This window comes from Streptomyces sp. NPDC001220 (genome assembly GCF_053597895.1).
Genome location: NZ_JBSFJE010000019.1, coordinates 43994 through 69371 on the forward strand (window position 1 = coordinate 43994; position 25378 = coordinate 69371).

At 72.7% G+C, this 25378-nt stretch carries 1 protein-coding gene (only partly in view); it reads left to right on the forward strand.

Annotated features, from left to right (window positions below):
• Positions 1-25378: the 5' portion of a lonely Cys domain-containing protein gene (locus tag ACWDGI_RS36350; RefSeq protein ID WP_450766546.1), read on the forward strand. The gene runs 2024 nt beyond the window's last position; only the first 25378 of its 27402 coding nucleotides appear in the window; the start codon lies at positions 1-3; the stop codon falls past the right edge of the window.

Consider the following 25378-nt stretch of genomic DNA (forward strand, 5'->3'; position numbering starts at 1 on the left):
ATGTCTGACTCGTTTTCGCCCAACAAGGACTGGGACCCCAATCCGGTTTACGAACTCGGCAACGCGCTCATCGACTTCGGCGATTACCTGGACGAGCAGGCCGCCAGGATGACCAGCGCCGAGTTCGATCTGAACCTCGGGGCATGGCAGGGCGATGCCGAGATGTACATGACCCAGGCGTTCGCGGACCAACGCGAAGCGGTGATGGAAATCATCGAGGAGTTCTGGGACACCGGCGAGATGATCAACTATTACGCCATGCTCCGGACCGAGCAGGAGAAGACTCTCGCGAAGCAGGCACTGTCGGAGCTGATCGCGGGCCTCGTCGGTGTCTTTCTGGGCGCACTCCTGTTCGTGGCACCGGAACTCCTCGGCCTCCTCGGCGCTGGGCTCGAACTCCTCGCGAACGTCGGCGGGTGGGTGGCGACCGCGGCCTCCTGGCTGCTGAGTGTGGGGACTCGCGTCGGCGAGTTCGTCGGCGGCGCTGTCACCGCAGTCGGCAACACCCTGCCCGACTGGGTGGTGACGATGGCCGGCGTCACCGGGAACGTCGCCCGGTTCGGCATCGAGTTCATGGGCGTCAACGCGGCTTCGGTGGCGGCGGGCAACGCCGCCGCCGGTCTGCAGACCACCGCTCAGCAGCTCATCCCCGTCCCCACCTCACTGGAGCAGATCCCCGGCTTCATCTCGGACCTGGTGTTGTGGGGCGGGATCGGCGTCGCCGTGGCCTCCGCCGCCAAGGGCCTGGTCAATGTGGGCAGGGAGAAGCTGGACATCCTGAAGGCCGACTTGAACGTCGGCGACGTGAACGTCGGCACCGGCGACGTGGGCACCTCGGTCGGCAACTCGTCGACGGGCACCGGCAGCGGTACGGGCCTGACCCTGCCGTCCTCGGTCACCTCCGTCTCCTCCGTCAGCGGGACGATCGCCGACTCCTCCAAGGGCCTCACCAAGTCCGACCTGACGCTGTCCTCGGACGTCGAGGTCAACTCGGCCGTGACCCGGACGCTCACGGGCACCACGGTGCGCACGTCGGTGGACACGACACCGGCGCCGACGCCGACCAGGGTGACGACGGCCGGTGCCCCCGACGGCCCGAGCGCCGGCGACGGGACGGCCGCACCGAACAAGGTGACCCCGGTGGAGGCCGGCACCTCGCCCGGCGGTTCCTCGGCGGTCAAGACGGTCACCGACGGCGCCACCCAGCCCGTACAGCCGGCTCCGAAGACCGAGACGGGCGGCGGGAACACGAACACGATCACGAGCGGCGTGACGGACGGCTCCACCGGCCAGAGCGTCCTGCACGACGTCGGCTCCGGCCTCAGCGGTGTGGCCAAGACGGCACAGGCCGCGCAGCGGACCGTGGACGCCTCGACGGCAGGACAGCCGACGGGTGGTCAGGAGTCGGTGGGCGCCTCCGGCGCGCAGCGCGTGGTGCGGACGAACCTGGATGCCCAGCCGGCCACCGCCGCCCCGCACGAGGTGGCTCCCCACACGCCGAGCACGGCGACGGACGCCGCCGGCGGGAAGGCGCAGGACACGGGTGGCAACGCGATACCCGGCGTGGGGAAGGCGGTCGACGCCGGGGTGCGGCAGGCGCAGAGCGCGCTGCGGGCCGTCGGCGACGACCATCCCGCCACGCCCGGCACGGGCGCGCGTACCGCGGGGGCGGAGGAGACGGTGGCTCCGGTGCGGTCCGTCGTCTCGGGGAAGCCGGAGGTCGTCCATCCGGCCGGTCCGGTGCGCGAGGCGTCGGTCGGGCAGGTCGAGGGCGGTGCCCGTACGGGCACGCAGGACGCGGCGGCAAGCACGGCTGCCAGGTCCGCGACAGCAGAGCAGGGTGCCCGCGGCACGGCGGACGGCAGCGCCGCGGCGAAGGGGATCGGCAGCCAGGCCAACCTGGGGAACACCGCCGTACGTTCGGGGGCGGACCAGGGGCAGCGCGCCTCCGGTGCCGCCGAGGGGACACGCACGGTTCCGAACGCGGGACGGGAGCCGCTGAAGTCGGCCGTCGGTCTGGGCGGCCGGCAGGTGCGGCCCGCGGGCCGGGCGGATGCCAGGTCCGCGTCGGGTGACGGCGGCGACACGGCCGCGCTCGCCGGGCCGGCGAAGGACAGGACCACGCCCGTGGAGGCGGCCGAGGGGATCGTGCGGGCCGACGCAACGGTGCACGGAGCGTCGGCCAGGGCCGCGTCCGAGGCCGACGGGGCCGGGGGGACCCGGACGGGTGTGCCCGGCGAGAGGTCGCACGCCCAGCGGGGCGCGGCGGAAGCGCGGTCGGCCGCCAGGCCCGAGGAAGCCGGGTCAGGGCGGACGGCGTCGGACGGGAGGTCCGCCGACGGCACGTCCAGGCCCACCGCTGCGAAGGCCACCGACGCGAGCGACGCGTCGAGGGCGGCGCGGGAGGCACAGGGGCAGGTCCGGGACCACGGCTCGGCCGATCAGACGGCGCGACACGACTCCGCCGCCGCCACCACCGGCACCGACCCGGCGCACGCGCAGTCCGGGGACCGGACCGGGGAGCAGTTCGGGCACGAGCAGGTTTCCCACGACTACCGGCACGACGTGTCGGACGCGAAGAACGCCGCGTACGAGGAATCGCAGCGCCGGCAGAACGAGACGTACGAAGGCAGGCTGGCGAACGAGGCGGAACGGGCCGAGCAGCGGCTGCAGCACAACCGGCGCCTGTGGAACGCCTTCGAGGACGTCCGCGGCGATCTGACGCACGACTATCCCGCGGTCAGGTCCGAGGCGGTCGGTGACATCGAGGCCGTCGTCAGGGACGAGGGCGTCCCGGACCGCTACGCCGAGGGGATGGCCGGCGCCTACCGCAAGGCGGTGGCGGAGCACCGGGACTACCTGAAGGAACATCCGGAGAAGCGGGCCGAGGAACTGCGGGGCGGGAGGGACAGCGAGACCGGCGCCGTGTCGCACTCCCCGCTGCAGGCCAAGCTCGTCAAGGCACTGGAGTCGGTGCTGGACGACAGCTACCGGGGTCCGTCCCCCGCCGAGCTCGTCGAGGCGATCCAGCGGTCGTCGGACGAGAGTTCAGGGCCGAAGGACTGGGCCCGCAAACTCGGTGTTCCGGAAGACCTCGTCTCCACCGTGGCCAGTGCTTACCACGAGGCCCGCCACGAGCAGCACCGAGCGGGAGAACCCGACCGCAACACCGACGCGTTCGAGCAGTCGCTGGCCGCCAAACTGGAAGACCACCTCGGGAACCTGGAACACGGCCTGTCGGCACGCACATTGGCCGACCAGATGATCCGCGAGGAGAACAGGGTCCAGAGCGGTCAGCCGCGGCCGTGGCGGGAGGAGGTCAAGCAGCGGCTCGAAACGTGGATGGAGGACATCGAGAACGCCGTCCAGCAGGGCGACATCAGCGCCCGGCAGGGCGAGGCCGCGAAGCAGAGCCTCTACGAGGGACTTCCCCAGGAGTTCGCGCTGGAGGCCGCGGTGCGTCAGCTGCGCGGTGCGGCGGAGGAGGCCTTCGACCGCGCTCTGACCCATCCGGACCGCCCCGCCGACGACTTGTTCGTCTCCGAGACGCTGTTCGACCGGCGGCCGTTCTCGGCGAGGGACGAGGCGAACTTCCGGACCGACTTCCTGGACGAGTTCACCACCGAGCTGCGCGACATCACCCGGCAGCTGGACCTGGACGGGCACCTGGTTCACCGGGACTTCCTGACGGAGCTGGTCAGCGGGGCCCAGCCGCGGTTCGACGCCATGGTGCGCGGCCTGGAGACCCGGCTGACACTGGCCGAGGACGCCACGCGCAGCTTCGACGCCATGGCCGACGCCAGAGGCCTGGACCGGTCTTCCGACGACATCGGCGCGGTGCGCAAGGACTTCCTCGACGAGTACGCCCAGACCACCGGCGAACTCTCCGACGGCCGTTCGGTGCGCGAGCTGACCAGCGCCGAGTACGCGGACGCGGCCCACCAGTTCAACCGGGCCCTGCGTGAACTGGAGGACCGCTGGGCGGCCAGGCTCGACGCGAAGGCAGCGGAGCGCGATCTGCGCGAGCAGGCCGATGAGCTGCGCGGGAATCGGTACGTCGCCTCCCAGAACGTCGCCGACAAGATGCTCGCCGACCACCGCAAGGCCTTCGATGACGAGCTGACCGGGATCCTCGGCTCCCGCAGGCCGGAGGAACTGTCCGCCGAGGACTGGACGACGTACACGGCCGAACTGAGTCAGGCGCACATTCGGCTGATGCAGCAGATGGCCGCCCGGCACGACCTGCACGCCGGCCTGGAGAAGGCGCTGACGCAGGCGGACGACTGGCTCCACGCGGCCGCCGGCGTGCGGAAGGGGACCGAGCTGGGCTCGCAGGCCAAGCGGGTCCAGGACGACATGCACAAGACGCTCACCGACGCCTACCGCGAACATGTCGGGATGCCCGAGGAGGGCCAGTGGTCCGCCGAGGAACTGAACGCACGGGAAGCGGCCTTCGGCGACGCGGTCCTGGACCCGTACACCCGGTCCCTGGGTGACCGGCTGGCCTACGAGGGCGCCCTCGACGAGGCGCTGGCCGCCGGAGGCCGCAGGTTCAACGAGCTGACCAGCAAGGTCGACGAAGAGGCCGGAACGGTCTCCGGGCGCTACGCGCTGAACGGGTACGACCTGGGCAAGGTGGCCGACGACTTCCGGAGCGATTCCGCCCAGGCCCACCAGGAGATCTACGGCCCGCACGGCCGCGACGTCGAAGCCGCGCTCCACACGGAGCGGGCGGGCGGCGACGTCTTCGGCACGGCACGCGGTCAGGCCTGGCGCGATCTCGTGCACGAGGTGGAGATGCCCCGCCGGCGCGCCGAACAGGAGGCGTGGCGGGCGCAGCTGCGGCAGAGATTCACCTCGCTGGAGGCGGAGTCCGACGTGCGCCGGCAGGTCGACACGCAGGCGTCGGCCATCGGCTCCCGGAGCGTTCGCGAGACCTTCCGGCAGGACAGCCGGCAGGTCCTGGACTCCCTCGAGAAGGAGATGGCGGGGGCCCGGACGCCGGACGACCGCGGTACGGCGGTGCGCACCGCGCAGGAGAGGATCCAGGCCCTCTACGACGACGCCGCGCAACTCGACGTGGAACACCGGCAGTGGCGGCAGAACCCCGAGTGGAAGGTCGACCTCTCGCGGCTGACGATCGAGCGGACCCCGTTCAAGCGATCCGACCGACCGCACGAGCAGGCCGACGTGACCGCCACTCGGGGCACCGAGTCCCCCGACGCGCGGACGCAGGACGTGTCGCTGCCGTTGGAAGGCCCGGGCCGGGCGCTGGCGGACCTACGTGCCGGGACGGCACTCCGCGCACAGGTGTACGAGGAGTTCGAGCAGCGGCTTGCCGACACCCCGGCGTTCCGGCAGACCATCCCGTACGCGGAGCAGGTGAAGACCAGGGAGTGGTTCGCCGACCGGTGGACGCAGGCGGCACATCAGCCGGACGTCGACCACGACGCGCTGCGCGCCGAGCTGGACGCGAGGCTCGCGCAGGAGTACGGCCAGGCGCGGGTCACGGCACAGGCGTACGAGGTCTTCGACCGCGAGGTCGCCCTGTCGTCGGGGAAGCTGCGCCTGGCGGACACCTACTTCGGCAGCTCACGTGTGGCCCAGTCGATCCGGGAGGACTTCCGCCAGGCGATGGCCGCGGCGATCACCAGCGCAGAGGAGGATCCGGCCCCGGAACTGGTGGAGCAGTTCCGGCAGCAGTACCGGCAGGCGTCCAGGGACTGGTGGGCCGAGGAGGTCTCGCGCGAGCAGTTCCGGAAGGCGCTCTCCCTCCCCGACGGGGTCGACCTCACGCGCGGGCGACCGTCGTGGGCCCAGGAGCAGCGTGCCTGGTACGGCAGTCGGCTTCAGGAGCTGCGCGAGCAGTACACCGCCGAGTGGCTCGCCGCCGGCCAGGGCCGGACCCCCGCGGAGACGGTGAGCCGCCTGGATGCGGCTGTCCGGCGAGTGGCGGCGGGTCTCCTGACCCGGGCCGAGTCCATGGGTGACGTGGTCCGGCAGGCCGCCGAGCTGACCCGGGGCCGGAGCGCGGACTCCGACTGGTCGCAGGAGCTGGCCTTCTGGCACCGGACGCAGCAGGCGGCGCTCGTCCACGACTTCGTCGCGTACGCGGCAGGTCCCCAGCCGGACGCCCGTATCCCGGCCACGGCGGAACTCACCTCCGCGCTCGACGCGTTGCGGGACGCGGCCCGCGTCCGCCATCTCGCGCACCAGGACTTGGCCGACGCCCTGTCCGGCGTGCGGATCGAACCCGTGACCGTGACATCGGAGGCGGTCGCCGGTTGGGCCCGTCAGGAGCTCCAACGCATTCGTGAGGAGCACGTCCGGTCGTTCGAGCAGACGTACCGGAACACGACGGAGCCGGTGCCCTCGGAGCAGGAGCAGGAGCAGGAGCAGGAGCAGGAGCAGGAGCAGGAAGGGGAAAACGAACAGGCGTCGTTCGCCGACGGCCTGTCGGCCTTCAGGCTCGCCGTGCTCAAGGCCGGCGTGAACAGTGAACTGCGGCGGCAGAACTGGCCCAAGGGCCCCGTGAGCGCCGCGAAGGTGGCGCGGGTGTACGCCGCGCTGCCGTCGTACTGGAAGAAGGACCCGCAGTCGACCACGAACGTGATCGTTCGCGCGGTGATGGCCATGAAGTCCGACGAGGAGATCGCCGACCTCGCGGAACTGAAGCTGGGCATGGGACCCGGCGGTGCCCCGCGCGGGCCTGAGCCGGTGCAGGCCCGGACCGCGATCCCGGACATCGTCGTCACCCCGCCGGCCGAGGACGTCCCGTCCCCGCCGGTCCAGCGGCCCGGGTTCCCCGGTGCGCGGATCGACGAGGAACTGGAGCTGCACCGGCCGGCCCGGCTGGACGGGGCTCTGCTGGCACCGCCCGTCCACCAGGGCCCCCACCGGTTCGAGGACGGCAGCAGGATGCCGGACTACCTCAACCTCCTGACGTTCATGGCCGAGGGCGACCCGGATGTGCTCACCGACCCCGACCGTCTGGCCGTGCTCGACGACGCCGTCGCCTTCGGCCAGAGCGAGGTGACGCTGCGCGGCGCCGACCAGGTCACGGCGGAGATCGAGCGGTTGCTCGGGCAGGATCCGGCGACCCGGCCGCAGGACGCGCGACCGCAGGGAAGGCGTCCGTCCCGCAGCGGCACCGACGACCTGCTCGGCCGGGTGGGACGAGCCCTGACGACCGCACCGCGGACGTTCGCCGGCGACGGGCGTGACTTCGTGTACCGCACCGCAGAGGGGCGGATCCGCACGCTGCACGTCAGGACGCGCAACTACGGGGAGTGGGAGCGGTTCGGCGACGGTGCGGGGAAGGTCACCAAGGTCGACAACCTGAACCGCAGCCAGGTCACCACCGGGGCCGGCAAGACGGTCGCCACCACCCGTCAGCTGGCTCCGGGCGTGCCGGTGGGACCGCCGAGCGCGCTGTTCGCCGGGTTCGGCCGGATCTCCGCGCGGTTCGGATACACGCGGGCCTTCGACTACCTGATGAGCCAACAGGTGGTGAGCCAGAGCGAGAACCGCTCCGCCGGCTCCTCCCACCTGCATCTCGACGACGTGTACTACGAGCTGACCGTCAGCGACGGGCCGCTGCGGGCCGCTCGCAAGGGCGTCCTGGGCACCCCCTGGCGGCGCAGGCCCGCCGAGCAGCCCCAGCCGGACCAGGCCTTCGGCTTCGGAGTGCGCGACGGTCTCGGGGTGCGGCTGCCGGACAGCCTCACGGACAAGTCGCAGCCGGGCCGGACACCGAGGACGATGCGGCTCAGCGCGGAGTCCGACTACCGGATGGTGTACACCGAGGACTTCGGTCCGGTCCGGGAGATCCGGGACTGGGCGACGAGCAGGATCGGTGCCCAGCCCGGCAGTTCCGCCTTCCAGGAGCTCGACGCGCTCTTCTCCTCCGACAGCTTCCAGCAGCTGGCCGGGCGGCTGAACCACTCCCGGGTGACCAGCGTCCCGCTGCTGGCGGACGACAGGAAGCGCACCCCGCTGGGCGCGTTCGTGATCGACCGGGTGATACCGGGACGGGCGAAGTTCGTCACCGAGACCGACCTCCAGGAACTGCGTGAGACCGGTCAGTTGACGGTTCGGAACGAGCGCAGGGAGACCCGGTCGGTCAATCAGGACTTCGCCGCGGTCGCGGGTCCGACCTTCAACCTGCCGAGCCTGTTCGGCCTCACCGACGCGGTGAAACTGCGCCTCCAGTTCGGGCCGAGCGCACGCTACGGACACACCTCGGGGCGCGCCCGGGCGACGGGCGGTTCCGGCGCGCTCAAGACGGTGGGTCAGGTGAAGGACACCGCCACCGATCTGTACCTGGTCGAGAAGACCGTCTACGTGCGCAAGACCGGGGACGCGCAGGCGACACCGTTCGTCACCTGGAGTCTGGACCGGATGACGCACACCGAGGCGCGCCGGCTGGCCGGATGGGACGACGGCACGACCCTGCGCGTGCAGAGCGGCGCGGAGCCGTTCGCCCCGGCGTATCTCACCGAGGACCGCCCGCCCACCCTCGGCATGAGCCGGGTGGAACAGTTCACCTTCGCCGACGGCCGGTACAGCGGCCAACCTGCGGCAGCCGTCCCGGCGGTGGAGGGCGCCGACGGCATCGAGCTCACCGAGACGTCCGCCGCACCCGCGCGGACCTTGCTCGACACCCTCATCGACCAGGTTCTGGAGGTGGTCGGCCAGAAGTACCCGGAGATGGTCGCCCCACTGGCCCAGCTCGGCGATCCGTCCGCGTGGCGGAACGCCGCGCACTACCAGATGGTGCTGTCCAACACCCTGACCGTCATCAACACGCTGTCCCACCACAGCATGGCCGGGAACCTGGAGGCGATGACCACGACCGGCATCCGGGTCGGTCTGGTGGAGCCCGGCCGGGCCACCCGCGGCTACCGGTACATCTGGCTGGACGCCGAACTGACCGGCCGTCGCTACGAGGGCACCCAGAACGACCTCAAGATGCGGCAGAGCGCGCCGGGCGCCACCTCCGTCGCCGGGCAGCAGAGCATGTCGCAGAGTGCGGGCGCCGGGTTCGAAGTGCTGGCATCGGTGCGTGACAAGTCCGTCGACAACGTCGGCGCCCCCACGCACGGTGGCACCGGGCAGGTGGGTTACCAGGCGGACAGCCGGACGCAGCACGGGACCGGCTACGGCCCGAGCGCGACGTTCGAGCCGATGGCGGTCAGCAACAAGCCGTCCCACCTGTACAGCTACGCCTTCAAGCTGACCGCGAGCACCGGTGGCTACTGGCGCTTCCGCAGCCTGCTCCGGGGCATCGCCTCGCTCGGCATCCTGGGCACCCAGCCCTTCGTCTTCAGCCAGGCCAAGACCGAGGTCCTCGGGGACACCGCCGCCGATCCCGCCACGCGGGGCCGGGTGCTGCTCAGCGTCCCCTCGGAGCACATGCCGGCCCGGAACCCGCACGCGGCGGGCGCCGTCAACCCGTACGCGGGCACGGACGCCGACCGGATCACGCGAGAGCCCATGACCTCCGCCGAGGCCAAGGCGCTGGCGGAGGGCTCGCTCGCGGCCGGCGACGCCGACCGCGGGCCCGGGCCGCTCGGCCAGCACCCCCACCACACCGTGTCCGTGCTGGCGCTGGGCGGTGAGCCCGGCATCGTGGACAGGGTCCTGAAGAAGGCCTCGGGAGGGCTGTGGCACCTCACCGAGGAGGGCGCGCCCGCGCACGACGCGGCGGTGCGCTCGGAGCGGGCGCAGTTCCTGACGGCTGACTTCGACCAGTCTTCCGGCCCGCTGGGGTCGCGCACCACAGGGCTGTTCGGCAAGGGCCCGTACCTGAACTACCTGGGGACCGTGGTGCACCGGGTGCGGGTGACGGCGCTGCGGGCCCTGGGCCGCCCCACTGCGATCAGGACCGAGGCGACGGTCGGCGGCAGCACCCAGGCGTCCGGGTCCCAGTCCAAGTCCTTCACACAGTCCTTCGGCGGCGCCCTGATCTACAACCACTCCCACTCGGCCGGCCCGGGCATCACCGGCGGCTACGGCCTGGTGGTTCGCCCCTGGTGGCGCTCCCGTGGGGAGTCGTATCAGGTCTCCCGGACCATCACCTCGGACATCAACCGGGTCGACGCCGGTCACCAGGTGCTGGTCGCCGGCGACGCGGAACACGAGGTCGCCGCGGGGGTGCGTACCGCCGGCCTGCTGGCGCCGCTCTCGCGCCTGCTGCCGAGCCGGGTGCACGACTGGGCCGGGGAACGGTGGCAGGTCAGCGGCGGCTGGCTCGGGCACATTCCCGAGCGCAGCGCTCACCTGCTGAAGGTCATCAAGGACGCGGCAGGCGCGGTGCCGATGTACGACATCAGCCGGTGGAAGCAGCCGGAGTGGTTCCGGAACAATCCCTTCGCCACCTATCCGGTGAACTCCCTGGACACCACCGGGGTGCTGGACGACTTCGACCAGAAGGTCCGTGACCTGGGGATCGACGACGCGAGCCGGGAGGCCATCCGGCAGCTGGCCTCGGCCCGGGTCGTCCGCGCGCTCCGCCGCGAGATGACGGGCATCGGGACCTCGACGCCGGCCACGATCGGTGGCCCCGGCTGGAAGCGGATCAGGATCGGCGCGCGGACGGTGCGGGTGCGGGCGCGGCTGATTCCGGACGCGAACGGTCAGGAGTTCACCGGGCTGTGGCCGGGCATCGAGATGGAGGACCACCGGCTGGCGGTCGAGACCGTCAGCGAGGCGTTCGACGCGTCGAAGGGCCGCGACATCGGTGTGCTCAACACCGAAGGTGTGCACACCTCCAACCCGGCGGTCACCGCGGCGGGACCCACGTACGCGGAGACGGGCTCCAACCGGCAGACGACGTCCGGGTCCCGGTCCGCCACCCGCACGAAGCTGCTGTCGACGTACACCAATGAGCCGCACGCCCAGTTCGCCACCCGGTACCGGCTCGAGCTCAGCATGGAGATCGAGGGCGACAAGGCGGAGTCGAGCCTCGGGAGGAAGCGGAAGGCGAAGAAGAAGCAGCAGGTCCTCACCGAGGGCGACGTCGGCACGCTGACCGAACTGGTGGCCACCAGCCTCGTGCGGCCGGACACCTCGGCGACCACCGCCCAGGACGCCGACCCCGACCCGTTGGCCGCGCCGGAGCCGGCCGCCGGGCCGCCCCGCGTGAACGTGCTGACCGGAGACCAGATCCCCACGACGCCCGAGCAGCTCGCCGAGTGGCGGGCCACCCCGCACCCCGACGGCACGGACAGGCCGTTCACGATGCCGGCCGAGGGATTCCAGGTACGCACGGTGGTCGGGGCGGAGCGGGTCCAGGCGGCGAACGTCATCGCGCTGGCCAAGGCCTACGACAACACGCTGTCCGGCACCCGGGGAGCGCTGACCGGCGCGGCGCTGGACGGGGCACTGGACAAGGCGACGGCCAACGGCCTGACCGCACCGGGCACCGGCTCCGCGCAGGCACTGGAGGACGGCACCGGAAAGGGCGCGCTCTCCGCGTTCTTCCACGACAGCGCGAGCAGCGACGGCTATCAGGTCGCCGGGCTGACCGAGGACCTGTTCGCGGACCGGTCCGACGGGTCGCTGGCCATGTACTCCAGGCCGGACTTCGCCGGCGCGGAGTTGCTGACGGTGGCCGACAACGTCCGGATGGAGGCGGCCGACCGGTACACGGAGAGCGCCAATGTGACCGCCTCCCAGGGCGGTACCCAGGACTCGTCGCTCGGCGTCTTCCCGGCGGTCAAGACCGACATGGTCGGTCTGACCGGCCCCGGCGCGAGCGGCACGGGCTCCGACACCATCGAGACCGACGGCCGGTTGAACACCGAGGAACGGGTGCGGCAGGACCGGGTCAAGCCGAAGGCGGCCCGCGCGTTCGCGTTCGCCGTCCCGGTCACCTGGCTGAGCGTCGCCGACGTGAACCGGCAGTTCAAGGACGGCTCGGTCGCCACCTGGGTCCGGGACCACCTGATGGGCCCCTTCGGCGGGGTCAGGCCCGGCCCGCAGGCCGTCGAGTCCGAGAGCCAAGCCATCGCCTGGGTCCGCGAGGACGTCGCCCGCGACCTCGGGCTGATCACCGACGCCAACTTCCCTCCGCAGGTCGCCAAGGCCTGGGACCGGGTGAAGGACGCCGGCAAGGCGTGGTCCGACGCCGACGGGAAGTACTGGAAACTGCGCCGCGGCCTCGCCGATCTGCAGGACGCCCTCGACGCGGCCGGCGCAGCCCGGTCCGTCGCGCGCCGCGACCGCGATGTGCTCCGCGCCGCCGCGCGGCAGGAACACATCGCCGCCCACGCCGAACTCGTCGCCGCGGTCACGGCCGCCGAAGCCCGGCGCGACCGCCCGCCGTCGGACCAGCTCGCCAAGGCCCGGACCACGGCCGAGAACACCCGGGCGACGGTGGAAGCGCTCGACGCCGAGCGGGAAGTACTGAGCGCGTCGCAACCCGAGCACGACGGCCGGGCGGAGCTCGGACGCGATCAACTCGACGCGCTCGACGAGCAGATCGACCTGGCGCGACGGGCCCAGGACATCGCGGACAGGCGGCTCGCCGAACTCGATCAGGGCGAGGTGGACCGTCGGCAGGCCGAACTGTTCCAGACCGTCAAGGAGGCCAGGCAGGCGGCCGGCGCACGGCGGGCCGCGGTGGACCAGCAGGTGCAGGCCGCCGACGGGAACGTGGCGACCGCGGTCCGGGCCTTCCGGGCGGCGCAGGAAGCTCTGGACACCCGTGTCCGGGAGGTGGGCGAACAGCAGACCGCCGCGGAGGCCGCGGCCGCCGCCTTCCACCAGGTGCGGGCCGAGACCGACCGGCTGACCCGCTGGCACCGGCTGCCGGACGACCCGCGGACCGGAGACGACCCGGACGCGGTCCGGACCCGGGCCGGAGTGCCCGAACCGGTACTGACCCCCGCCACCGCCAAGGCGAAGCCCAAGGCCGCACCACGCCCGCGCTACGCCGACGCCGTCACCTCCGACGGCTCGCCCGCGCTGCTCGCACCCGAGGACGGCACGGTGCACCGCCTGGTCGACGTGCCGCAGGACGGCCGCTCCTTCTTCCACGCGCTTGCCGCGAGCCTGCGCCCGGCCGGTGACGCGGACACCCTGCGCCGCGAGTTCGCCGACCGGCTGGCCGCGCTGCCGGACGACTCGCCACTGCTCGCCTACGCGGCCCCGGACACGAAGGACACCTTCACCGACGCCGAGTTGCGCGCCGCCGGGGTCGACCTCGGGGCCGACACCCCGCAGCGGCGGGAGTTCGACGCCCTCGGTGTACTCCCGCACTCGGCCGGACCGGAGCCCACCCCCGGCCGGCGCCATCGGCCACTGACCGCAGCCCAGCGCCGCGCCATCGCCGTCGCGCAGCTGCGCCGCCCGGCCGGCACGGACGCCGGGACCGGCGCCGACGGCGAGACCCGCGCGGACAACGAGACCGGCTGGGACCACGGCGCCGCCGACCTGCTCGCGTCGCTCGCCGCCCAGCGGTTCGGTGTCGTCATCCGGGTCGTCGGATCGGACGGTGCCTTCCAGGACTACGGGCCGGATCCCGATGCCCCGGCCGCGGCCGACGCCCAGAGGGTGGAGCTGTACCTGGCGGACCGGCATTTCCGCCTCGTGGAGCCGACAGCGACGGAAGGAACCGCAGGCAGGGCCGCGCGGCCCGCGGTGACCTCGCCGCCCACGCCCGTGGGCGACCTGCCCGCACACGCCTCCCGCCCCTGGACCTGGGAGGGTCTGGACGACGCCGCGTACGCGGGCCGGCCCCGGTTCGACGCGGCGACCCACCCCGGGCGACTGACCGACCCCGACGGGTATGTCTCCGACCTGGTGGAGCCCCCCGGTGACGGGAACCGCTTCTACGCGGCCGTGACGACGGCGCTGGCGGCCGCCCGGGAGCAGGCTCCCGACGAGTCCACCGTGACCGTCCCCGGCCCGGCCGAGGCGCTGCCCGTCACCGCCCGGCTCGCCCCCCGGACGACGTTCCGGCTGGAGGAGCTGACGGCCGCCGGGCTGACGCTCACCCCGGAGCAGCTCCGTGAGTTCCGGCAGAGCGGAGGCCGGCTGCCCGCGTCCCTGACGCTCGCCCGCCCGCAGGAGGAGGCTCTGATCCGGGCGCAGTTGACCGCCGCCCGGCGCTGGGACCGCGACACGGCACTGCTGGCCGCCGAGCTGACCGCGCGGGCCAACGGGATTCATCTGACCCTCGTCCACGAGGACGGCACGGTCGACACCTTCGGCACCGCTGCCGTCCGCGGTGCGAACACGGTGACGGTGTACGAGCGCGGGGACGAGTACCTCGCGGCCGTCCCGGTCGGCCTCCTCAACCCCGCCCCGCCCCTGAACCACCGCTCCGGCACCGGGCGGTCTCCGGAGCGGCGGACCGGCACCACCGGCCCCGATGCCGCGACGCGGCCCCCGACGGCTTCCCGGTACTCCGACGAGCAGTCTCCCGCCGGGCGCGGCAAGCAGGCCGTGCGCGACGAGCAGCCTGCCGCCGTGCGCGACGAGCGGGCCGTGGCGCGGACGCCGGAGGAGCGAGCGGCCGCTGTATCCGAGGCGTGGGAGGAGCGTGCGGCCGCCGCCGCGGAATGGGAACGGCTGAACGCCGTGCTCCGTACGGCGGAGGAGGCCAGGGGCACCGGTGCCAGTTCCTCCAGCGCATCCGACCCGCGGGTGGCGCCGAGGCAGCGTCAGGTCGATGCGGCGGCCCGCATGCAGGCGGCCGAACGGCGACTGGCCGAACTCGGGGTCGACGTCCAGCAGAGCCTCAGGGCCCCGGCACCCAGGCCGCCGGTCATCCGTGACCTGCGGGACGTACCGCAGCCCGAGCCGCAGTCGGTGCCCGCAGCCAAGGTGCCCGCAGCCAAGGTGCCTGCGGCCGAGGCGCCCGTGGCCGAGGCGCCGGTGCATGCGTCGGAGGAGAACCTCGTCGCCGCGCCGCTCCCGGCGGTCGACGGGCGGACGGTCGTCCAGGTGCCCGGCCACGAGGGGCTGCTTCTGCGGGCTCCTCGCGGCGAGGCTCCGAAGCTGCTGGGGAGCGGTGCCGATTCGGGCCTGTTCACCGTGGCGAACGTGAGCAACCGGGTCGTGGTCCAGGAGGTGGCGGCGGCCGGTGGTCCGGCCGTACACACCTGGACCTTCGCTCGCCTGGGCGGCCTGCGCCTCGCGGAGGAGAACGTCCGGCTCAGCGAGGGCTCCTTCCACGGCTCCATGATCACGATCGCGGGCGGAAGGGTCGGGGACGTATCCGCCGACGGTGCCGAATGGCCGGCCAAGCTGGGAGAGGGCGACGAGATCGTCATCGCCTCGATGACCGGCAACCAGGTCTACCGCCGTACCACGGGTGAGTTGGTCAGGGTGTCCGCACCGGATCTCGCCCCGCCGGTACGGCCCGCACACCTGCCCGGCGCGCAGGGTGAACGCTGGGACGCGGCCGTGAGCCTGGCCCGCACCCATCTGGCCGCGGCCGCGGCCGACCACCAGCTGGAGGTGTACATGCTGGACGTCACCGTCAGCACGTTCACCTCCAAGAAGGGCTACGGCGGTTTCGTCACTCCCCGCGCCCTCGCGGGCGACACCGACCTGGTGGCCGAGGCCCGGACCTTCAACAAGATCACCAGGGGTCTGTTGTACGCGGGTCCGAACCAGCGCGTCACCCTGTGGCGCGGTGTGTCCATGGACCCCGATGCCGCACAGGCCGACCACTTCATCGAGCGGCTGCCCGCCTCCACCTCCAACTCCCGTGCGTTCCAGGCCACGTGGGCCAGGCAGGGCATCAACAGCAACCGCGTGATCTTCGAGATCGACGTCCCGGCCGACCACGGCAAGCTCGCCATGGCCTACCCGCCCGGCTACGCCAGGACAGCCGATGACGCGCCCGCAGTCAACCAGGACCAGTGGGAGGTGACCCTCGCCCCGACCAGGCTGATCCGCACCGGCCCGTCCCGGGTCGAGGACGGCATCACCGTCATCCCGGTCCGCGCGGAACAGATCCCGGCCGGTGAGCTGGAGAGCGTGATCACCGAGCCGTGGCCGGGTGTTCCGTCGGCGACCGCGTTCGCCGACTTCGGCAGGGCTTTCGAACAGGACTCCCTCCGCAGGTGGCACGGCCTGGAGGACGCCACGGTCCGCGAGGTGGGCACCGACCCGCTGGTCCGGTCGTTCGTGGTGAGCCGCCCCGGGCTCGCCGACGAACTCACCATCACCGTCACCCACAAGCCGGCCGACGACGCGGTCTCGGTGACGTTCTCCGGCGACGATGTCCGGCCCTTCAGCAAGGAGTGGAGCGGAACCGGCTTCGGCGATCTGGCGTCCGACCTGCGCGGCAACGTGCTGTACAACAACGATCTCTTCGCCAGGCTGCCGACCCCTGCCTCCTGGCGGGACCTCGCCGCCGGTCCCGCACACCCCGAACTGATCCCCGGCATGTCCGCCGGCCCGCTGACCGGCCCGGGGAAGAGTGCCCCTTCGACCCCGGCACAGTCGGACGCGGTCGCCGGCGGCACCTTTGCCGCCGGCCGGAGCGCCGTCGATCCGGCCGTCACCGAGGGGACCGCGTCGTCGGAGCCGTGGACCACCGGAAAGGTCACCTTCAAGGAGGGCTCCGAGGACGTCGACCCCCTCCAGCGCGGCTACCTCGCCCATCTGGCCCGCAAGGTGGTGCGGGCGGGACTGCGCGACATTCGGGCGGGACTGCAGGCACCCTGGATCACCGTCACCGGGCATGGCAACGGCTCGTGGCTCATGCCGAGAAGCCCCGATTGGGGCGCCGAAAGCAGGGGCCAGGGGCGTGCCAACGCCGTCGCCGAACTGTTGCGGACCGGGATACGGAACGCCCTCGACCAGCTCCAGCGGAACGAACCGCCCGGCAGGCACGTCGATTCCAGTGCCTTCGTGATCGTCAGCGACAGCAGGGGGCGGGACGTCGCCGCCGACGGTCCGTCCGGCGGCGCCGACGCGGGGGCCGCGCGACGGCAGGCGACCATCGAGATCGAGCTGGCGCCCCGCTCGCAGGCCGTCGCACGCCTCGACGCCCTACGGCTGGCCGACACCGATCCCGGTCTGCGCGAGGGCGCCTTCGATCCGGGTCCGCTCGCCCGCCGGATTCTGCACCTGGACGCGCAGCACACGGTGCGGGACACCGACCGGCACGCGCTGTACGCATTGGTGGACGAGGCGATCGCGGCGGGCCGGGCGACGAGTCTGGCGGCACTGGGCGCATACGACCTGTGGCGGCGGGGAGCGCTGTCCGACGCGAGCCGGATCAGCGGCGCGGACGGCCGGGCCCTGGGCCGCAACTGGACGGGCACCCCGGCAGGCGACCTGCCCACGGAGTCCTACCTCGTGCTGCGCGAGGGCGGCGTCGCCGACAGCCCGACGGCGTTGTGGCTGCGGCAGGGACCCGATGACAACCGCCCGTACGTCGTCGCGGCCAAGGGCGATCACGAGCGAGTCGGGGTGCGGCTGGCGGACGGGTCCCTGCCCCGCGTGCCGTTGGAGGAGTTCGCCGAACTGCTGGCCATGGACCCGGACCTGGCCGCGCTCGACGACCGGCTTCCCGTCGTCCTCGCCGTCCCGCACGCGGGCGCCCGGAGTCCGCGCCTGCCGCGTACCGCCGCCGCCCGGACCGGCAGGACCGTGTGGTCGCACACCGGCGAGGTGAAGCTGCACGAAGACCCGTCGACGCGGACGACCCGGATCGCGGTGGTCAACCGCCGGTCAGCGGGGGAGCCGTTGGGAAGCTGGTTCGCCAGCGAGCCGGACCGTCCGGGGCTGGTGGACCGGGCGCCCGGGATCGAGGAGCGATTCCTGCGCGTGATCGACGGTACGCCGGTCCCGGACGACGAGATCATGAGCCACACCCTCACCGCCAAGGGGCGCCCGTACGGCCGCGCCGTCCTCACCAAGGGCGACGTGGTCGAACGGGAGGGGCACTTCGATTCGGTGCTGCGTACGAACGAATACGTGCACATCGACCCCGTCTCCCAGAATCAGTACGGTGACGCGGAGGACGTGCCCTGGTTCGGCCGGGACGCGTACTTCTTCTACCTGCACGGGAACCCGGGCTCGTTCCAGATCGTGAGGGCGGACGGGACTGCCAGGACCACGCCGGGCGACCAGATCGGCGGGTATCTGCAGCGGCGCCCGAGTCTGCGGCGGCTTGCCGCCGACGGCGTCGTCGTCCTCATGTCGTGTTGGGCCGGCGCGGCCGCCGACGACCTCTCCGTCCCCGGCGAGGCCGCCCGCGCCCCCTTCGTCGCCGACCCGCTGGCGACCGTTTCCGAGGCCCAGCAGGTGGCCAACCAGGTCGACCGCACCGTGTTCGCGGTCGATCGGGTCCACTACGTCTCGCGCGGCGGGGGGCAGAGCCGGCAAGGCGTCGCCATGACCGCCGAGGGGGAGCGGAGCGGCTGGAAGGAGTTGCGGCCGGAGCCGACCGGGGCGGCGCTCGACGAACTGGCCCGTACGGCGGGCCTGCACACGGGCACGGACCCGGCCTCGGAGGAGAACAGGGCCGCGACCCTGCGACTGGTGCGGGCGCTGCGGCAAGTGTTCGGCGCCTCGGTCGAGGACGACAAGGACGATGCCTACGGGGAGTACCAGCGGCTGCTGCGCGGTATCGGCGCACTGGAGACGATGCGCCGCGACGATCCGGGGCTGCGGGACAACGGTGCGTTCACCATGGACCTGCTGGACCGGGTCGCCCGGTCGCATCTCGAGCGGTCCGCGGGACGCGCCGAGCCCCCGGGTACGACCTTGGACTCGACCGAGATCCTGACCGTGCTGGAGGCGGCAGGGACCCAGCCGGCCGGGGTGGCTCTGCGGGACTTCGTGCCGCTTCCGTCGGTGGACGCGGCCCTCTCCTTGCTGGCGACGGACGATCCCGAGCGGCGGGCCGTCCAGGTCCTGGACCTGGGGTCCGGTCCGGTCACGGCGGTCCACCGGCAGCGGCTGCTGTGGGCGACGGCCAAGGCTGTCGAGGGCCTGTCGGCCGCCGCCGATGTGAATGCCCTGGCGGTGAAGGTCCTGCACCTGGACGGCTCCGCGCTGCCCGTGGACGACGCACGGCGTGGGGAACTCCTGTGGACGATGACCGGGGCGGCCGCGGCCGGCCGTGACGTCCACAACCCGACCGCGCTCGCCGCGTACCACCTCGAACGGGCCGGTGCCCTGTCTCCGGACACGCTGTTGCTGTCGTCCGGTGGCCGGGCGGTGGGCCGCAACTGGACCGGCAGGCCGATGACCGATCCCCTGGTCAGGGACGAGTACCTCGCCGTGGACACGAACGTCGGTGCGAGCAGCGCCGTGCTCCACCGTATGCCGTGGCGCGTTCGCGGAGCCGGCACGGGCGGGAGCGCCTTCTTCGTGCTGGCCGACGGTGGTCGCGACCACGTGGACATGCCCTGGCCCGACGGCTCCTCTCGCCCGGTTCCCCCTGAGGAGATCGCCGAACTGCTCGCCAACGACCCGGTGTTGAGTGCTCGTCCGCCGAAAGACCCGATCGTGCCGATCATGCCGCACACCCGGCGGAGCGGCCCGCTGATGAGGGCCCTCACGGACCGGGCGGCGACCGGCAGGACCGTGTACATGCCCGCGGTGAACGTCGAACTGTTCCACGACACCAGGAGGAACGAGTACGACATCATCGTCGAAGAGCCCGCCCACCCGAGCTCCAAGACCGGCTGGGTCCGCAAGGACCCTCCGGCTCTGGTCCCGCCCGCCTCGGCGTCACCGGCGGTACCCGTCACCACCGCGGTGTCGGCAACCGACGCGCCCGCGCCCACGCGGCACGTCGAGGCGAGGTCCGCGGCCGGCGCCACCGTCTCCCCGGACCTCGGCGTGCGTCCCGAACTCCTCCCCACCATGCCTGCCCCGTCCCCGCACAACCTCCGCCCGGAACAGACGCACGCGGTCGGCACAGCCGGCCAGGCCGCTGGCCAGGATGCCGTCGATCCGGCCACCGCCGACGCGACCGCGTCATCCCGGGCGTGGACCAGAGAAAAGGTCACCTTCGAGGAGGGCTCCAAGGAGATCGACGACCGCGGGAGCGGCTGTCTCAGCACGTTCGCCCGCAGGGTGGCGGAGGTGGGTCTGCGTGACGTACGGGCCGGGCTCTCGGCCCCCGAGATCACCGTCACCGGGTACGGCAACGGATCGTGGCTCACGCCGGGACTCCGTGACTGGGGCGCCCGCCGCACGGGCCAGGAGCGCGCGGACGCCGTCGCCGGGAAGCTGCGGACCGAGATATGGAACGCCCTGTACCTGCTCCAGCAGAACGATCCGCCCTCCGCGAGGCGTGTCGGCGACGGCGAATTCATGATCTCCACGCGCAGCCGGGGCCAGGACGTCGTCACCGACGGCTCGTCCGGCGGCGCGGAGCTGCGGGCCCTGCGGCGGCAGGCGACGATCGAGGTCGAGGTGGCGGCCCGCTCGTCGGCCTTCGAGCAGTTGGACGCCCTGCGGCTGGCCGATCCCGACCCCGCGCTCAACCAGGGCCTCTTCGATCCGGATCCGCTCGCCCGCCGGATTCTGGGTCTGCCACCGGCACAGAAGGTGACGAGCGCCCATCGGCGCGAACTGCACGCGGTGATGGACGCGGCCACCGCGGCCGGCCGCGCGACGAGCCTGGCGGCGCTGAGCGCGTATCACCTCGTACGGCAGGGAGCGCTGTCCGCCGCGACCCGGATCACCGGACCGGACGGCAGGGCCCAGGGCCGCAACTGGACGGGCGAGCCGGTCGTGGACCTGATCTCGATGTCGTACGCCACCCTGCGCGCCGGCCGCCTCGTCGACCTCGAGCCGGCCCTGTGGCACGAGGCGTCCGGTGACCACCGGCCCTTCGTCGTCGTCGCCGAGGGGGACCAGGACCATGTGATGGTGCGCCTGGCGAACGGTTCCCGGCAGCGCGTCCCGCTGGCGGACTTCGCCGAACTGCTCGCCATGGACCCGGACCTGGCCGCGCTCGACAGCGGGGTCGCCGTCGTTCTGGCGGTACCGGGAGCGGGCGCCGGGAACCTGCGCCTGCCGCGCACCGCCGCCGCCCGGACCGGCAGGACCGTGTGGTCGCACAGCGGCGCCGTGTCCTTGTACCAGGACCCCAAGGACAAGCGGACCCGGATCGCGGTGAGCCATCGCGCGGACGCGCAGGAGCCGCTGGGCAACTGGTTCGCGGGCAAGCCGGACGAACTCACGGCCGGGGACCCGGCGGTGGACGCCGAGGACCGCGTCGTACAGACGATCGACGGCACGCTCGTCCCGGACGACGAGATCCTGAGCGAGACCATGGCCGCCGACGGCATCCCGCACGGCCGCGCCGTCTTCGACAAGGCGGACATGCTCAGCCGCGAGTTGTACTTCGCCGCGGCGCCCGAGATGACGGAGAACCGGCATCTCGACCCCCTCACCGGGAAGCAGCACGGAGCCGTCGACGACGTGCCCTGGGCGGGCCGCAAGGCTTACTACTTCTTCCTGCACGGGCAGCCGGGCGGGTTCTCGCTCGAACGGCGGGACGGCACCGCCAAGTGGGCCCGCGGCGACCAGGTCGGCGGGTATCTGCGGCGCAGGCCGAGCCTGCGCGGGCTGGCCGCCGACGGCGTCATCGTGATCATGTCGTGCTGGGCCGGCGCCCCCGCGGAGCGGTCCACCACCGTGAACGCCGCCAGTCGCGCTCCCTTCGTCGCCGACCGGCTGGAGACCGTCTCCGAGGCCCAGCGGGTGGCCAACCAGACCGGCCGCACCGTGTTCGCGGCCGACCGATCGCACTACGCGGCCAGGGACTCCCTGCCGCCCCAGCAGGGAATCGCCACGACCGGGGACGGCAAGCGCGGCCAGTGGGCGGAGCTGCGCCCCGAGCCGGGCGAGGCGGAGCTGGACGCCCTGGCCCGTACGGCGGGTCTGCACACCGCCCAGGGCCCCGCGTCGGCGGAGACCAGGGTCGCGACCCTGCGGCTGGTGCGGGCCCTGCGACAGACCTTCGGCGTCGCGGTGGAGGACGACAGGGAGGATGTCTCGGGTCGCTACCAGCGGCTGCTGGGCGGTATCGGCGCGCTGGAGACGATGCGCCTGGACGATCCGCTGCTGCGGGACACCGGGCAGTTCACCCTCGACCTGCTGGACCGGGCGGCCCGGTCCCGGCTCGGACAGTCCCCGGCCCCCGGCGCCGAGGTGGCACCGGACGACGTCGAGACGCTGCTGGACGCGGCGCGGACCCAGCAGCCCGGAACGGCTCTGCGTGACTTCGTTCCGCTGCCCTCCGTGGAGCAGGCCCTCGCCACGCCCGCGGACGCCGACCCCGACCTGAGGGCGCGCCACGTCCTGCGTCGGGGATCGGCACCGGTCACCGCGGCGCACCGGCAGCAACTGCTGTGGGCGATGGTCAAGGCCGTCGAGACACTGGAGGCCGCCCCGAACGTGGACGCGCTGGCCGCCAAGGTCCTGCATCTGGGTGCCCTGAGCGGTCCGGTGGACGACGCACGGCTCGAGGAGCTCTTCTGGACGGTCGCCGGGGCCGCCGCGGCCGGCCGCGACACCGGCAACCCGGTGGCGCTCGCCGCCTTCCAGCTCGAGCGCAACGGCGCCCTGTCGTCCCGGACGCTGCTCCGGACGGCGAGCGGCGCGGCGCTCGGGCGCGACTGGACGGACGGGCAGCTGAGCGGCCCGCTGGCCACGGAGAGGTACCTCTCCGTGGCGTCCGGCGCCGATCCGGCCCGCGCGCAGGCCAGGAGTGCCCCGTGGAACGCCTCCGCGAACAGCGGAGACCGGACCACTCCGGCCTACTTCCTGCTGGCCGACGGCGGTGCCGACACCATCGACATGCCCTGGCCCGACGGCACCCGGCGCCCGGTACCGCACGACGAGATCGCCGAGTTGCTCACCAACGACCGGTACCTGACGGCCGTCGAACCGACCAGGCCCGTCGTACCGGTCGTGCCGCACTCCGGCAGCGGCACCTCCCTGACGAAGGCCCTCACCGACCGGGCGGCGACCGGCCGGAAGGTCTACTCGCCCGCCGTGGACATCCGGCTGTTCCACGACACCACGGCCGGCGAGCACGTCATCGTCGTGACCACGCCGCCGACCGGGCCGGGCTCCGCCGACTGGATCCACACCCGCCCCCCGAAGCCGGCCGCGCCGGCAGCGGCGGCCACGGCGACGACCGTCGCGAACGGCGGGACCGACGTCACCGACGGGATCGACGAGGCGTCGCGCGCCTCCGCCGCACCGCCCGCGCCGACGTCCGTCGTCGACGGCACCGCCTCCCCTGACTCCAGCACCTCGGAGACGACTGCGGCTTCGAGGTCCTGGCCCACAGTGAAGGTCACCTTCGAGGAGGGCTCCAAGGAGGTCGGTCCGGATCAGCGCGGCAACATCGCCGCTCTGGCCCGCAAGGTGGTCGAGGCGGGGCTGCGCGACGTCCGCGAGGGGTTCGCGACGCCGTGGATCGCCGTCACCGGGCACGGCAACGGCTCGTGGCTCAAGGTGAGAAGCAGTCATCGGGGCGCCACACGCACGGGCCAGGAACGCGCGGACGCCGTCGCCGACGTGCTCCGGACCGAGATCGACACTGCCCTGGACCTGCTTCAGCGGAACGTTGCGCGCGCCGACCGTGTCGGCACCGACGCTTTCCGGATCGTCAGCCGCAGCAAGGGGCGGAACGTGGCCGCCGACGGCTCCGCCCTGCGGGACCTGCGCCGGCAGGCGGACATCGACATCGAGCCGGAGCCCCGCTCACCCGCCATCGAACTGCTGAACAGCCTCCGGCTGGCCGAGCCCGGATCCGGTCTGGCCGACGGAGCCTTCGACCCGGATCCGCTCGCCCGCAGGCTCCTGCACCTGGATCCGCACGAGCCAGTATGGGAGGCACAACGCCAAGCACTGTACGACCTGGTGGACGAGGCGAACGCGGCCGGCCGGGCGACGAGCCTGGCTGCGCTCGGCGCGTTCGACTTCTGGAAGCGGGGGGCGCTGTCCGACGCGACCCGGATCACCGGGCGCGACGGCAGGGTCCTGGGCCGCAACTGGTCGGACACGACGGTCCGGAACATGATCACGGCGTCCTACCACCAGACGAGCGGGAGCGGCCTGCAAACCTCCACGGCGTTGTGGGAGCAGCAGGGAGCCGGTGACAACCGCCCCTACGTCGTCGCGGCCAAGGGTGATCACGACCATGTCGTGGTGCGGTTGGCGGACCGTTCCCGGCCGCGCGCGACGCTGGAGGAGTTCGCCGAACTGCTGGCCATGGACCAGGACCTGGCCGCGCTCGACGGCCGGCTCCCCGTCGTACTCGCCGTCCCGCACGCGGGTGCCGGGAGCCCGCGTCTGCCGCGCACGGCCGCCGCCCGGAGCGGCAGGACCGTGTGGTCGCACAGCGGCAGGGTGAAGCTGTATGAGGACCCGTCGACGCGGCAGACCAGGATCGCGGTGATCGACGACCAGGCTCAGGGGGAGCCGCTGGGAAGCTGGTTCGCCAGCGAGCCGGACGATCCGCCGCTCACGGGCCGCCGGGCCCTGGGGCACGAGCACTTCGTGCGCATGATCGACGGGACGCTGGTACCCGACGACGAGATCATGAGTCACACCCTCGCCGCCGACGGGCGCACGTACGGCCGCGCCGTCCTCACCAAGAGCGACCGGCTCGAACGCGAGCGGTACTTCGATTCTCTGCCGACGATGAACGAGTACATTCACATGGATCCCGTCTACTGGGACCAGCACGGTGATGCGGAGAACCTGCCCTGGGTCGGCCGGCCGGCGTACTACTTCGTCCTGCACGGGACCCCCGGGGCGTTCTCCCTGGTGAGGTCGGACGGGTCGCGCCGAAAGGCACGCGGTGACCAGGTCGGCGAGTACCTTCAGCGGCGTCCGAGTCTGCAGGGGCTCGCCGCCGACGGAGTCCTGGTACTCATGTCGTGCTGGGTCGGCGCGGCACCCGCGGAGGGTCTCCCGAGCGTTCACGACGCCAGCCGCGCCCCCTTCGTCGCCGACCCGCTGGCGACCCTTTCCGAGGCTCAGCAGGTGGCCAACCAGGTCGACCGCACGGTGTTCGCGGTCGACCGGGTCCACTACCTCACGCACGCCGCCGGCGTGAACCAGCAGGGGATCGCCACGACCGCCGAGGGAGAGCGGGGCAAGTGGCTGGAGCTGCGGCCGGAGCCGACGGGGGCGGCGCTCGACGACCTGGTCGGTACGGCGGGTCTGCACACCGCCCAGGGCCCGGCCCCGGCGGAGACCAGGGTCGCGACCCTGCGGCTGGTGCGGGCCCTGCGTCAGGTGTTCGGGCCCTCGGTCGAGGACGACAAGGACGATGCGCACGGGAAGTACCAGCGGCTGCTGCGCGGTATCGGCGCACTGGAGTCGATGCGCCGCAACGACCCGAAGCTGCGGGACACCGGACCGTTCA